The sequence below is a fragment of the Sporosarcina sp. SAFN-010 genome, from assembly GCF_059415065.1.
Genome location: NZ_JBPFDS010000029.1, coordinates 1 through 15,077, shown reverse-complemented (window position 1 = coordinate 15,077; position 15,077 = coordinate 1). Strand labels below are relative to the sequence as shown.

Here is a 15,077-nt window from a genome sequence, read left to right as displayed (position 1 = left end):
CTTCTACCATAAAAAAATAGTAGCACAAACCACGGCCATGGTTTGTGCTACTAATGTTAGTATGTTTCCGAGGGGCTCGATTGAAGCCAATCGAACCACGAAGAGTTCGATTTGCCGTATTTCTGCGTTCTTTGCAGAAAATAAGGAAGCCCTGTGCTCCTAACACTTCGCTTTTACTCGCAAAAGCCGTTCTTCGTTACGACTTTCGCTACGCTCAGTCCAGGGTCTTCAATACTTCGCTTGTCCCTCCGGAGTCGCCACCTTCCGCTCCAAACAACTATTATAATAAGCAATCATTAAAACCAAAAGCTCACAATATTAGAATTCACAATATGGATTTACGGATTTTTCTTTTTACTAAAAATGAAGGTTTTGTTTCTGCGAGTATGATTGCTAGTAAAATGAGTGCAGCTCCTATGAGCATTTGTGCTGTGACGATTTCGCTAAGCATGATAATGGAGAAGATCATTCCCCATAATGATTCCATTGATAGAAGGATTGCCGCTTTTGTTTCTGAGACATGCTTTTGCGCAACAGTTTGCAATAGGAATGCGAGCGTTGTTGAGAACACACCTAAATAGAGTAATGAAGTCGCAGAAGTCGTCGTGATGGGAAGGGCTGTCTCTCCTTTTACCCCGATTACGATCCAGGCAATTACCGCAGCAACCGTCATTTGGACAAGTGTCAATGTAATCGCATCTTCTTTGCGAACAAATTGACCTGTGTAAAAAATATGGAATGCAAAGAACACAGCGCACAAAAGAGATAATACATCTCCAGGATTGACCGAAAGTGATCCATTTAACGATAAAAGTGCAATTCCAGCCATTGCAAGAACCGCACCGACGAGCTCAAATGCGCTTACTTTTCTACGATACAGTACGAATGCAATGAACGGGACGATCAGTACGTTCACTGCCGTTAAAAATGCATTATTGGACGGTGTTGTAAATTGCAAACCAACCGTCTGGAATGCAAATGCACTATACAAGAACACACCTAGTAGGCCACCCTTTAGAAGAACAGACTTAGAAAGGTTCAACATTTTTTTATAAAACACAACTCCAAGCAATACAGCTCCAATGATAAACCGTCCTGCAAGGATTTGATAAGGACTAAAATAGTCTAACGCAATCGCGCTGACAGGAAATCCTGTTCCCCAAATAATGGCCGTTACGAGCAGGCCGATTTCACCAATGTATTTACGCATCCAGCATCCCCCTGTCTGAGACTAGTATACAAGGGAACAAGGAGCGCCGTATAGAGGAATATAAAAAGACCTTCGGTGTGTTTTTCCGAAGGTCCTGTCTATTATTCTTGTGGTGTCGTTGCAGCAGATGCTGCTCCTGCTAGTGCATCGTCCCAATCTGGGGCTGTGACTTCCAAAGGTATATTCTCTCTCCGAGCTTTGACAGCTGCAAAGAAGAACAGCGCTACTAGGAAAATCGAAATTACACTAGCACCTATCAATGCGACATCCATCGGTAATCTAAATCCGATTTGCGCATTCAGGATATACGTCGTTGTTGCCATGAGCATGAATGCCCCTGGTACGAGCGCAATCCAGTAATTCTTTTTTGCGATGAATAAATACATTGCTGCGACAAAGAGCGCAATGACCGCAGTTGACTGATTCGCCCACGAGAAATATCTCCAAAGGATATTGAAGTCAACAAATGTCAACGCGATAGAGACTGCAAATAGCGGAAGTGCAATCCATAGACGGCTTAAGATTTTCACTTGTGGTAATTTGAAATAGTCAGCAATAATCATGCGAGCGCTACGGAAAGCAGTGTCCCCTGAAGTAATTGGCAAGATGATAACACCGAGGATTGCTAGTGTTCCACCAACAGCGCCAAGCATTAACACAGAAGCTTCACTAACGATCATTGCAGGACCACCTGCAGCAAGCAATTCGTTCAATCCAACTGGACCATTGAACAACGCCATTCCAGCAGCTGCCCAGATCATTGCAATGATTCCTTCAGCAATCATCATACCGTAGAAAATTTTGCGACCTTGTTTTTCACTTTGTGTCGTACGAGAAATGATTGGAGTTTGTGTCGCATGGAAACCGGACAATGCTCCACATGAAATCGTCAAGAACAGCAGTGGGAAGATCGGAATATTATCTGGGTGCAAGTTTGCAAGTGACAGTTCTGGGATTGGTGCTCCAGTAACTAGCATTCCTCCGCCAACGCCCAGTGCACTGATGATGAGCAATAAGCCGAAAATTGGGTAGAAGCGACCTATGATTTTATCAATCGGAAGTAACGTTGCGAGAATGTAATAGATGAAGATTGCTGCAATGATGAAGCCCATAGCTGCCCAACCATTCATCAAGGTATACAACAAGCCTGCAGGTGCAGAAACAAATACTGTTCCAACGAGTAATAAAAGTAAAATTGCGAAAGCGTTTACAAGATGTTTCATGAATTTACCGAGGAATTTACCAGCAAGTTCCGGCAAATGTGCGCCACGGTTTCGAATAGAAATCATACCTGTTAAATAGTCGTGCACGGCACCCGCAAAAATCGCACCAAATACGATCCAGAGAAATGCTACCGGGCCATATAGCGCTCCCATGATCGGACCGAAAATCGGACCAACTCCTGCAATATTCAGCAGCTGAATTAAGGAGTTCTTCTTTGTGTTCATCGGTACATAGTCAATCCCATCAGCATTTGCATATGCAGGAGTCTGACGTTCTTCCTTCAATCCAAAAACGCGTTCCACGAATTTCCCATACGTGAAATAGCCGACAACGAGCAACACTACCCCAAATAGAAATGTATACATGCAATTCCCACCCCTTTGTCTTTTTATATTCTGTTATCAGTTTAGATTAATTATTCTAACAACGGATGGATTTTGCGCTAACATGTCGGTTTTCAGGATTAAGATGTATGTCAGAGATATTAACGTGTCGTGTTAATGCTCAAGTTTTGCCCTCAAGCCTTTCACATAGTTACGGCTCACAGACAATTTCTCTGTGCTGCCCTCGATTTCGAGCTGATAGGCACCATTGAACCAAGGTGACAAACGATTGACGTGTAACAGATTGACTAGATAACTTTTATGAATACGATAAAACGAAAAAGTAGAGAGTCGCGTCTCCAATTCTTTTAACGTCATCTTCACTTCATGCTCTTTCGTCTTTGTTATGATTCGAGTCACACTATCCTCACGGCAGATGTATAAAATACAACTAATGGGGACGTAGACAATTTCCCCATCCCGTTCAATTGCTAATTTCCCAAGTTGATGGATAGACTCTTGGACAGTCTCTGGCGTTTCCTTCACTCGAATCCGATTCAATGTTTGTGAAATCTGTTCTTCTTCATATGGTTTCAATAAGTAATCGATTGCATTCACGCGGAACGCATCCGCTGCAAATTGAGGATAAGCGGTTGCAAAAATGATTTGAGGGGGATTCTTCAATTCTCTCAAAACAGCCGCGACTTCGATCCCATTCATCTTAGGCATTTCCACATCCAAAAATACGACGTCGGGCTGTAACCGGATTGCCTTCATAATGGCTGCGTCCCCTGAATCCGCTTCTCCAATAATTTTCACATTCGAATGACGACCGAGCAAATATATGAGTTCTTCACGCGCATAGCGTTCATCATCCACAACGAGTGCTTGAATGTTAGATGGCATGGCGGATCACCTCTTCTTTTGGAATTGCAAAGCGTACGACCGTCCCTTCCCCGTTTGTTGTCGTAAATTGAAGTCCTGCTTGGTCGCCAAACGTCATCATCAACCTGCGATGTACATTATACAGTCCCATCCCAGTACCTGACTCCGACTCAACCGGATGTTCCCCCAAAGTTTTCAGCCGTTCTGTTGTAATACCCTTTCCATTATCTGTAACTGTAATTTCCGTTTCTCCATCACGTGCAGCAATCATCACTTTCACGACGCTACCTCTTGCCATATCTGCGATTCCATGTTTGACCGCATTTTCAACAATCGGCTGAAGCGTAAGTGGCGGTATGAGTTGCGAGAGCACAGAAGGATCTACATCAAAGTCAATCGTAAGTTTGTCGACAAAGCGGGCTTCTTCGATTTGTAGATAGGCGCGCACGTGAGCTAATTCTTGTTCAAGCGTAACCCGTGCAGCAGTTGTTCCTTCAACGTTTTGTCTCAGGAACTTTGACAACGAAGTTAACAATTGACGTGCCTGATCCGGATCCGTTCGTATAAGAGAAATAATGACATTCAGTGAATTGAAGAAGAAGTGAGGACTGATCTGTGCTTGCAAGGCCTTTATTTCTGCATCTTTCGCAAGTTCATGCGCTTGGTCTGCTGCTGCGATTTCCAACTGATCACTAAGTAACGAACTGAGTCCGTCAATCAATTCAATCGTGACATCTGTAATGGCTTTTTCAGATGGATAATATAATTTCAGCGTGCCAACCACTTGGTCTCTCTGTTTCAATGGCGCAATGACAGCTGCGCCAAGTGGACAATCCGTGTGAATACAATGGATTGCTTGGTCATTTGCCACAACACGGTTTCCATGTCTAAGCACTTCTTTCGTTATATGTGTTTGAATTGGACTGTACGAACGGTGATGATCACTAGCTACTCCGACATGTGCGAGAATTTCTTTTCGATTCGTCATTGCTACAGCACTCGGTGAGAGCTCGTTGAAAAGAATCTGGCACACTTCGTTGCACGTTTCAGGTGTCATCCCTTTTCTTAAGTGTGCGAGTGTTTGGTTCGCAATTCGTAACGTTTTTTGCGCTTGGAGCGCGGTTGCTCTGTCCTGCTCACTCATTACGTTATACACAATAAGAAGGAAAATGGCTGTTCCAACGCCATTTGCGATAATCATCGACAAACCGATTGCTTGAACGAGCGCCCATGCTTCAGTAAATGGCTTCGAGAGTACGAGTATAAGTCCCATTTGAATGGACTCAGCGAGCGCACCGATTGCAAATGCCGTAAGTGGTTTGACTGTTTTCCCTTTTTTATAGAAATAGCTTGCTAGAATCCCTGACAAAATAGTCGACAGTCCACATGAAAACGCAGTAAATCCACCTAACGTCATTCGATGAATTCCAGCGATAAGACCCGCACCAACACCGAATCGATAGCCCCCGAGCAATCCTGCGACAACGATCCCAATAACACGAGAATTGGCGATTGCTTCGTCTCCCGCTAGATTCATCGTTACGCTATTGAAATGGAATGTTTCCGTGTTAAAGGCAACTCCTAAATAAGTTCCGATAATACCGAAGAACCCGAAAAACACAATGGCACTCACAGTTTGTCGACGATCGAGTGTGTCATGGTGCACGAGCTGTTTGAAGAAACGAAACCTCGTCAAGATGAACGCAACCGCAACAATCGTCCCGACGCGTTCCAACATGATAATTAGTAAATCCACTTTGCTCACACCTCTCAAACCTCTACCTTTTAAGTATACTGTATTTTCCGTCAACTCAAAAGAGGAGAATGCACAATAGCACTCTCCTCACTTAATCTTTAGTTAAAAATTTGGCAATAGCACTCTCAACAGTGCCTGTTTGCGTGTGTTGAACAGATGATCCCGCCCATAACGACAGAAATTCTGCATTGTTTTGCACAGCTGCTTCTTTTCTGATACGTTTCGTCAAATCGTTTTGGTAGGGATAGGGTGCAATCGGGGATTCGTTCATCTGCTCAATGAATCGATTGCGGATGCCACGAGCCGGTCTCCCGGAAAACACATCTGTGATTACCGTACTGTCTGAAGTCGCATCCAAAACTGCTTGCTTATAGGTACTTGATGCTCCACTTTCTTCTGTTGCTAAAAGTACAGTTCCAATTTGAACAGCGGTAGCACCCTTTTTCAGCAGTCCGCTCATCCGCTCATTCGTTGCAATGCCACCAGCCACGATGATTGGAATTTGAATGATATCACGAACTTCCTCCAGTAAGGCATCCAGTGAAATTAGCGGACCACCTGGGTGAAATGATCCTCTATGCCCACCGGCTTCTGCGCCTTGAATGACGACCATGTCTAGTCCCGCTTGTTGCACTGCCATTGCTTCGTCTACAGTAGTCGAGGTTCCAATTAAAAGTACCCCTGCATCGTGAAGTCTTTCAACAGATTCTACATCCGGGATTCCAAACGTGAACGAACAGGCTGCTGGCTTTTCTTCTATAACTACGTCGACCTGTCCGTGAAAATCCGGTTCAGACAGCGGTGCTTTCCAAAACGGCATGCCCAGCTGTTCGCCGACTGGTTGCAACGCTAAATAAGCTAAACGCAGTTGCTCTTGGTCAAATGGTGTGTTGTCTGGCACAAATAGATTTACAGAAAACGGCCCATTTGTCAGTGCCTTCACTTCTTGGATTACGCTGCGTGTATCAGATGCAGATAAATAACCAGCTCCAATCGAGCCTAATACACCTGCTTCTGTACATGCTGCAACGAATTCAGGCGAAGTGATTCCCGCCATTGGTGCTTGAATAATTGGATGTTGAATACCTAGAGTTTGTTCGAACCCCATGATTTCCCTCCTATTCATATTGGTTAGGTTTTTAATTCCCTAAAATATCGCACACTCTACCGACTTGTCCATCCTCAAGACGTACTTTGATGCCGTGAGGATGATGAGCTGAATTTGTCAGCAAGTCTTTGACAACTCCCTCTGTTTTCACACCGCTTCGCTGATCTTTCTTCAAGATGACTGCTACTTTCAACCCCGGATGAATATCACTTCTATTTTTACCGTCCATAGTTACCACTCCTTTTTTATTAGTCTGCATAACAGTGTTGATTTACGCTGCAGGCGAACGCTTTCCGCTACAATCAACGAATATAAATAAAATATACAATACTCCCATACAAGTCTCTTTAATAGTTTATCACATCTAGATTAAGCACTTATGTTGGTAGAACCTATTCAAATCTTTCTAGTTGACGCCTGATAGTTTATCCCCTAAACTAGTAATTGGTTTAGGGGGTGAACTTATTATGAAAGAAACATTACTAGAAGCAATTGAATTATTTGAAGAAGTGATTATTTACGGAACGGAGCATTTCCTAAAATCGGTTCAATCACCGATTTGGAAAGAATATTCTCCAGAGCAGATTCAAACGTTAAAGCTATTATCAGCCTATGATTCGTTATCGAACGGGAAACTTGCGGAGCTCCAAGGTGTCCATAAAAGTGCGATTACTGCACGCCTAAAGAAGCTCGAAGAAAAAGGATTGATCCGTTCAGAACGTGCTCAACATGACCAACGTGCAAAAGTGGTCCGATTGACAGAACCCGGCCGTGAAATCCTCGCTGCTTCCAACACCGCGATTAATGAAACAATTGCAAATCTCTTTACTGATGAAATTTCAGAAAAAGAATTGGTTCAGTTCGTTAGCACATTTCGGAAACTAAAAGATATTTTGCAAATGAAGGAGCTTAATTGATGAAAACGATATTAAAATTCAGATGGCCGATTTTCATCGTCCTGCTTGGTCTTGCAATAGGGTTACTATTCGTTGCTCCAGACCTCGCGAAGCAAGCGGAAGAAGCCGGCTCGTTTCAGTTAGCTGATGACGCTGATTCACAAAAAGCGGCGGACATCTTGGAAAAGGCAGGCGCTTCAGAAGATACACTATCACTCGTGTATGACTTTGACAAAGCCGTCTCAGATGAAGACAAAAAAGCGGTTCAGAACACCGCAAAAGAAATTAAAAATGTAGGAAAACCCGTTACCGCTGTCATGGATCCATTTGAAAGCGAAGAGATTGAGAACCAACTCGTCTCCGAAGACAAAAAGACGGTACTTGTTCCAATTACTGTAGATGGTTCAGAAGAAGAAATCATCGATCTAAGCGAAAAAATCCGCTCTGAAATGTTGCCAAAAGACACAACAGTCTATCTAACAGGTGAAGCGATCATTAACAATGACGTAAACGAAAGTGCACAAGAAGGATTGAAGAAGACGGAAGTCATTACCGTCGTCCTCATCTTTGCTTTGTTGCTTATCGTGTTCCGTTCGATCGTGACTCCAATCGTTCCATTGATTGCCGTCGGGATTACGTATTTACTCAGCCAATCTCTCGTTGCGTTCTTCGTCGACTGGTTCGGATTCCCAGTCTCAAACTATACGCAGATATTCCTGGTAGCCATTCTGTTCGGACTCGGAACCGATTACTGTATTTTGCTCTTAAGCCGATACAAAGAAGAATTGATAGAAGGGCATGAAATCCAGGAAGCGATCATTAACACATACAAAACCGCGGGTCGGACATTGATTATCAGTTCACTTGCCGTATTCATCGGATTCGCTGCGATCGGATTCGCAGACTTCCCGATTTTCAAATCCGCGGTTGCGGTTGCAGTCGGAATTGCTGTTCTGATTCTCGTGCTCTTCACAGTCGTACCATTGTTCATGATGTTGCTGAAAGACAAATTGTTCTGGCCAGCAAAGCAAGCTACGTCCCACAACGACAGTAAATTGTGGATCCGTTTCAGCAAACTTTCTGTTTCACGTCCATTGCTCTCAATGGCAATCGTCGCTGTCATCACGGTGCCATTATTGCTGACTTACGACAACGACCTTTCCTTTAACACGGTTGATGAAATCGATCAGTCGAAAGAGTCCGTGAAAGGGTTGAATCTGATTTCAGAAGGATTTGGTAAAGGGGATTCTCTTCCAGTCCAGGTCATTTTGAAAGACGACAATTCGATTGTCGATGAAAAAGACGTCCCTTACTTAGAGACAATTAGCCGTAACCTAGAGAAAGTGGATGGCGTGAAATCCGTACGTACGATTACCCGTCCAACAGGTGAACAGATTGACGATTTAAATGTCGACAACCAATTAGGATTAATCTCCGATGGTTTAAAAGAAGCGAATGACGGCATTAAAAGCGTTCAAGAAGGACTCGGGCAAGTCGAAGGCGGACTGAACGATGCTACAAGCAAGTTGCCGTCTGGTTCTGAAGCATCGTCCGGCGGTGCCGGATTACGCCAGGCAGCGCAAGGTATCGGGCAAATCAATGACCAACTCGACCAACTCGCTGGCGGATTGTCTCAAGGAATGCCTGCCGCACAAGCAGTTGGCGGATTGAACGCCCTCAATAAGGAACTAGGTAAAATCTCAACAAGCTTGAATGGCGCTGCGGGACAGATCGAAGGATCCGGTTCCCAGGTCGGTCAGCTCAGCAGTGGAATCGGTCAACTCGCCAAAGGCGTCACCGATTCTAAGAATGGTTTGACTGAAATTAGTAAAGGGCTGACAGAAGTAACAGATATGCTGAAAGATATGAGTGAAGCGCCAAGTATCCGCGATACAGGAATCTACATTCCCGCAGGTACGCTCGGCGAAGAAGAGTTCCAACCGGTCATCGATCGTTATACATTTGGCGACGAAACCGGAATTCTCATGGAAGTCATCTTGAAAGATGATCCCTATGCCCGTGAATCGATTGCAACAGTGCATGCGATCAAGGACAGCGTGAAAACATCTATCATCGGAACACCATTTGAAAATACCGACGTTGCTTTTGCGGGTATTTCCAGCATGAACTCCGATCTCGATGATATTTCATCGAAAGACTTTACCCGGACCGTGGTCATTATGTTGGTTGGACTGTTCGTCGTTTTGACGATTCTATTCCGATCTGCAATCATGCCACTGTATATGATCGGTTCGTTGCTACTTACGTATTACACGGCGATTTCCTTTACGGAACTGATTTTTGTGAATGGACTCGGATACGACGGAATCAGCTGGGCAGTTCCATTCTTCGGGTTCATCATGCTGATCGCACTCGGCGTCGACTACTCGATCTTCCTGCTCGACCGCTTCCGTGAAGAGAGCATCAAAGGAAGTACGATTGCCGACGCATTGAAGATTTCAATGGCGAAGATGGGCACGGTCATTATCACCGCTGCCGTCATCCTAGCCGGAACATTCGGCGCAATGATGCCTTCTGGCGTATTAAGCCTTGTACAAATTGCAACCATCGTCATTACAGGTCTCTTGTTGTATGGTCTCATCATTTTGCCGCTTCTGATCCCAGCGATTACCGTATCGTTCGGCCGAGGCGTCTGGTGGCCATTCCGCGGGTGATTGAAATTGAAAATATCAAAAGAATCCACTCTGAACAGTTATTGTTCAGAATGGATTCTTTTTGTTTATTAATATCTGGAGTATGGGAAAAACAGTTCCTGTTAGCTATGGTGTTGTTCCACAATCGCGCCCGTTAGTTGAACATGGGTGCCAATATATTGACTAATTTACTAATTTCCTTTTGGCTTTTAATACTTTAATTTCATAAGAGTCAATATTAGATATAGAATATAGTTCCTTAAAATATAGGATTTCATTCACTGTCTCTTCAATTTCCATTGCTAACTATGTGCATCTTTATCTGAACCTTTTATTGAAGTTTGAATGATAATGGGTTTTTGATACTCAGTATTATATTTCCGAATACGTGTTTATATCTATGTCGACAACGATTTAATTACATTTTTTGCAATGGACTCAAAATCCCTTTTTACTGAATTAAAATATTCTTTATTCTCTTTAACTTTTACCTTCAATTCTATCTCCAAGTTCGAAATTACTGTAGATTCAAAATCCCCATTTTTCTCATAATTTTTCAGTTACCGTAATCAATGTAGAAAATTGTAATTCTCGTTCTTTAGTAGATAACGGTTCTGGTTCATCCTTATTCGCAACGGCCACTATAAGTATTCCATTAGTAATCAATATCCTTTTAACATATAATCCCTCCTGTTAAGAAGGTACGGGTGTGCCTCTCTTATTAATATAGTTACGTATATTTTAAACTTAAAAAGCCAACAATGGAATTAATATCGAATTTTACCGTTCTTCCAAAAATGCTTTTTAACATTTAGAAGTGAGGAATGTACATGTTTTGGAAAAAACAATCAGATGAAAATAAGCCTGTTTCTCAATCAAACGCAGAATCAGAAATATCAATAGAGACTCTAAAAAAAGCCCTCGTTCAAATGGATGATGCGGAATTTGTGGAAATCAACATTTCTGAAAATCAAAATGTTGATCTTATCTACGTAAGAACTCTGATTGACCAAGAAAGATTAAATGAAAGCATTCTAAAACCTTTATCTAACTGTTCCAAACAATCCATTCAGGAATGCAATGTTCACTCAACAATAAACTCCATTTCCACTTTTAATGAGGCAAAAAAGCAGCTGTTTAAAGGATCTGTTTTGTTATTTGACTCTTCGTCAAACCTTTGGTTCGCTATCCCTTTAGAAAATCCACTTGGACGTGCAATTGAACCATCCGATACTGAAACCATCCTTTTAGGAGCAAAAGACAGCTTTAGTGAACAGCTAGAACAAAATATTACGCTCATTCGTAGACGACTTCCAACACCTGATCTGAAAACAGAGAAGTTCACCGTTGGTTCTTTAAGTGAGACAAATGTGGTTTTATTGTACATAGAAGGGCTGACCAATCCAGAATTTGTTTCAACCGCCAAAAAGAAGATTTCGGAAATTAATTATGATCTCTTCTCTGATTCTTCTCAAGTAGCGGAATTCATGGAGGAACATCAAGGTAGTATTTTTCCTCAGTTTCAGCAAACTGACCGACCTGATGTTGTTGCTAATTCTCTGGGATTAGGAAAAATTACGATTCTGGTAGACAATACACCTTTTGCTCTCGTTGCCCCAATCACTTTTTTTCATTTGTTCCAATCACCAGAGGATTATATTAATCGATGGGTAGTTGCGAGTTTTTTGCGCATCATCCGTTATGTAAGTTTTATTCTGTCTATCACATTGATCCCATTTTACGTGGCATTAACAACCCATCACTATCAAATGATTCCTTTACAAACACTTTTTGTCTTGGTGGAGTCAAGGAGCAAGCTTCCGTTCACTCCTTTTTGGGAAGCATTTATCATGTTGATTTTTATTGAAATTATAAAAGAAGCAAGTTTAAGGATGCCAACAAAGACTGGTCAAACGCTTGGGGTTATTGGGGGCATTGTAATTGGTCAAGCAGCAGTTGAGGCTGGTTTTGCAAGTAAGGTGTTAATTGTCATGGTAGGGATTTCAACTATCGGATCTTTTCTTGTTCCTAATTACCTTATGACAAAGGCGAATTCATTGATTCAATTCATTCTTCTTGTGTTTTCTTCGTTTCTTGGGATAGTAGGGATTGTTCTGGCAATGATTGTCATTTTAGCCCACCTTAATGGCTTGTCTTCACTCAAGCAGCCATATTTATCTCCTGTTGCCCCTTTCTACGGAAAAGATTGGCTTGACCTATTCATTCGAGTGCCTTTAGTCAAAATGAAGGAGCGTCCAGAACATCTTAAACCGCTGAAGTTGAAGAGATATCAAAATAGGAGATGAACTGATGGAAGCCCTTCAATTATTTAATAAGAATGAAACCTATAATGGGTTCTATGTCATGTTGATGGTAAATCGCCTCCAAATGCTTTACTTTTTTTTGATTATGCCAAGGTTTTTGATCCATTCATATATGATTTGGGTGATTATAGCGGTCGGCATATTGTCTCAACTAAACATTCTTCTTTTATCCAAATGGTTTTTAACCCGGTTTTCTAGCGAAGGATACAACGGGTTTGTCCAATTATTCGGAAAAAAACTTGTACGTCTCCTCTCATTCATCGGGTTGTTCTTTATCCTGCTTAAAATTCTCGTGATTATGTTAGGATTCTCGGAAATGCTTCAAGTATTTATGTTTCCAGCTACAGATTCAAATTGGCTTATCTTTTTTATTCTGTTGTCTTGTTTGTATGTAGCATGGAAGGGCGTTGAAAAAACTATACGTTTTGTCGTGATTTCATTTTTATGTACATTTTGGATGTTCTTATTCTTTGCTTTTTTCTTCTTTCCTCCAATAGCTCAACTCAGTGATTTGTATCCGATTATTCCAATGGAATTAAGTAGGGATTCCTGGAAAGGAATATTTTTAATTTTATCTTCATTTTCAGGGCCTGAATTTCTGGTATTTTTGGGACCGTGGTTTAAAACAAATAATAAGACATTTCGCTATTTGTCTTATGGCAATGCTCTAACCGTTATAGAGTATGTATCCTTATATATGGCGTCTTTATTCTATTTCGGTTCCAATTATTTAAGCAAAAGTCAATTTCCAATTGTCACTATGGCCCGTTATTTTCAAAATCCAGTAATTGAACGTATTGATATGGTCATGCTTTCTTTGGAATTATTTAACATCGTCTTTGCGGTTTCAATTTTTCTACTGTTGTTTTATGGAGCATCTAAAATAGCTAATGGGAAAATGGAGAGACCATCCAGTCGAGTAGGCTTTTTATTCAGTGTATTCATTATTTTAATCGGAATGATTCTTGTGAATGAATGGATTTGGAAGTCAGATGAAAAGCAGGTTATTTTACTTAACCTTCAAATTTTAGCAGGAAGCTTAAGTTACTTAGTGGTTCCAATTACTATTATCGTAGTGATGAAGATAAAGGGGGTTAATAAACATGAGACTACAAAAGAAGATGGCTAAAAAAATGTCAATCATATTTATGGCATTATGGTTAACTGGATGTGCCCCTTTTACTGAAAATAATATTATTGAAGAGCTTACTCCAGTCACATTTTTATCACTGAGTAAAGGGGATGAAGGTAAAATAAAAATCAGTACAATTTTGCCTTCTCTAAGCAAAGAAAAAAAGAGTGTAATGACGGAAGAAGTAAGCTTAATAAAGGAGGGATTAAGGAATTTTAATATAAACTTCTACCAGGAAGCAAAAACTGGGCAAATGCGAATGCTGATAATTAATGAAGACCTCGCTAAAAACGAGGGGATTATGTCCATTATTAATGTGTTATTGACCGATCCGGATATTTCTTTGAGAATCTATTTAGTTATCGTAAAAGGAAATTTCGAAGAATATTTGGAAAATAAATTGGACAAAGAAGAAAATCTTGATTACTCTTTTTACCGAATGCTGAAGCACTATGAGGAAGAAAATCAGGGAGAATTTAGTGTCGTTAATTTATATGAATTTGAAAAAATGTTATATACTCCTTATTCAGATCCTTTCTTACCTGTATTCAAAATAGAAAATGACGCTATCAGCTATGAAGGTACAGCCCTGTTTCAAAAGGATAAATTAGTTGAAATAACAGCAACTTTTGATGATCGTATCTTCCAGCTGTTACACAACAATCACTACTTAGCAGTTTTACCGATCCCAGAATTAAAAGTTGTTCTAGGTCATGTTAGGTCTAAAACGAAAGTGGATATCAATAAAAGCTTGTCTACAATGACCTATACAGTGAAGATAGACTCAAGAATTGAAGAATACCGGGGAGAAAAGCGATTATTTGACCCAAAGGATTTAGAAGATTTGAAAAAAGATATCCAATCCTATTTTGAAAAACAAACACAAGAACTAGTAAAAAAGATGCAAGAATTGAATGTGGATCCATTACAGTTAGGCATTCATACATTAAAACCATTCTCAAAACCAATGGATGAAAAAAAATGGATTGAACTTTTCGAGAAGATGGACATTAAGATTGAATATCAGATTAATATTAAGCCTTTGACGGATTCAAACGCAAAAAGTTAATTACATTAAAAGCAAAAAACGCACTCACGTGTATGGTAAAGTCTTTTTAAAAAACTACAGATTGCTTATTAGAGAAATAAAAAAGCGATTTAAATCCCACCGTAAAACCCAATAGAAAATACTATAAATGAAAAATCATTTTCGATAAAGATTTGAGAAGGACCTTCAACTATAAGATTCTCTTTTACTGCACGTATTTTAAATTCGGCAGAGTTGAAAGAAATAACGATCAAATAAGTCACGTCAAATACCTATGTATACATCATAGCTGCTAGTTGTCCTGTAGAGGATGATCAGAGTGAAACTCTGATTAATCCTCTACAGGGAGCAAGCGAAGCGCGGTAGGAAAGATGGATAATTCACTATGTCTTCTAAATTTTAACCTATAAATGCAATTTTCTTTAAAGGCATTGCTCCACAATCGTTGGCAATAGGTAAGCATTTGATGTTATCTCCAGCTTTTCCCCTGCTCCACACCGAACGTGCTAGTTTCCCA

General features: G+C 40.9%; 11 protein-coding genes. 5 read left to right on the top strand and 6 right to left on the bottom strand.

What is annotated here, in order from left to right:
• Positions 1-325: 325 nt before the first annotated feature.
• The 6 genes from ACR65F_RS17870 to ACR65F_RS17845 all read right to left on the bottom strand — a co-directional run bounded on the left by ACR65F_RS17870 (position 326) and on the right by ACR65F_RS17845 (position 6,735).
• Positions 326-1,210, bottom strand: coding sequence for a DMT family transporter (locus ACR65F_RS17870; protein ID WP_440505317.1), 885 nt, complete (start codon positions 1,208-1,210; stop codon positions 326-328).
• A gap of 101 nt (positions 1,211-1,311) precedes the next feature.
• A complete protein-coding gene (locus ACR65F_RS17865) occupies positions 1,312-2,799 on the bottom strand; it encodes a carbon starvation CstA family protein (RefSeq protein WP_440505316.1) in 1,488 nt (495 codons plus the stop codon).
• Between the two features lie 132 nt (positions 2,800-2,931).
• Entirely contained in the window at positions 2,932-3,663 is a 732-nt protein-coding gene (locus ACR65F_RS17860) for a LytR/AlgR family response regulator transcription factor (RefSeq protein ID WP_440505315.1), read from the bottom strand.
• Positions 3,653-5,380: a LytS/YhcK type 5TM receptor domain-containing protein gene (locus tag ACR65F_RS17855; RefSeq protein ID WP_440505318.1), complete on the bottom strand. Its 1,728-nt coding sequence runs from the start codon at positions 5,378-5,380 to the stop codon at positions 3,653-3,655. Before ACR65F_RS17855 ends, ACR65F_RS17860 begins: the two co-directional genes overlap by 11 nt.
• A 109-nt stretch (positions 5,381-5,489) precedes the next feature.
• Complete coding sequence (locus ACR65F_RS17850; protein WP_440505314.1) at positions 5,490-6,506, bottom strand: NAD(P)H-dependent flavin oxidoreductase; 1,017 nt, start codon at positions 6,504-6,506, stop codon at positions 5,490-5,492.
• Between the two features lie 31 nt (positions 6,507-6,537).
• Positions 6,538-6,735, bottom strand: a complete 198-nt coding sequence (locus ACR65F_RS17845) for a YwbE family protein (RefSeq protein WP_039042299.1) — start codon at positions 6,733-6,735, stop codon at positions 6,538-6,540.
• A 238-nt stretch (positions 6,736-6,973) separates the two neighbouring features.
• Between ACR65F_RS17845 and ACR65F_RS17840 the strand changes: the two genes are divergently transcribed.
• The 5 genes from ACR65F_RS17840 to ACR65F_RS17820 all read left to right on the top strand — a co-directional run bounded on the left by ACR65F_RS17840 (position 6,974) and on the right by ACR65F_RS17820 (position 14,581).
• A complete protein-coding gene (locus ACR65F_RS17840) occupies positions 6,974-7,423 on the top strand; it encodes a MarR family winged helix-turn-helix transcriptional regulator (RefSeq protein ID WP_039042300.1) in 450 nt (149 codons plus the stop codon).
• Positions 7,423-10,077 carry an MMPL family transporter gene (locus tag ACR65F_RS17835; RefSeq protein ID WP_440505312.1) on the top strand — a complete coding sequence of 885 codons (2,655 nt, stop codon included), beginning with the start codon at positions 7,423-7,425 and terminating at the stop codon, positions 10,075-10,077. The genes ACR65F_RS17840 and ACR65F_RS17835 overlap by 1 nt, the downstream gene beginning before the upstream one ends.
• Positions 10,078-10,886: 809 nt before the next feature.
• Positions 10,887-12,362 carry a spore germination protein gene (locus ACR65F_RS17830; protein WP_440505311.1) on the top strand — a complete coding sequence of 492 codons (1,476 nt, stop codon included), beginning with the start codon at positions 10,887-10,889 and terminating at the stop codon, positions 12,360-12,362.
• Between the two features lie 4 nt (positions 12,363-12,366).
• Positions 12,367-13,509: a GerAB/ArcD/ProY family transporter gene (locus tag ACR65F_RS17825; protein ID WP_440505310.1), complete on the top strand. Its 1,143-nt coding sequence runs from the start codon at positions 12,367-12,369 to the stop codon at positions 13,507-13,509.
• A complete protein-coding gene (locus ACR65F_RS17820; RefSeq protein WP_440505309.1) occupies positions 13,484-14,581 on the top strand; it encodes a Ger(x)C family spore germination protein in 1,098 nt (365 codons plus the stop codon). Before ACR65F_RS17825 ends, ACR65F_RS17820 begins: the two co-directional genes overlap by 26 nt.
• Positions 14,582-15,077 lie beyond the last annotated feature (496 nt).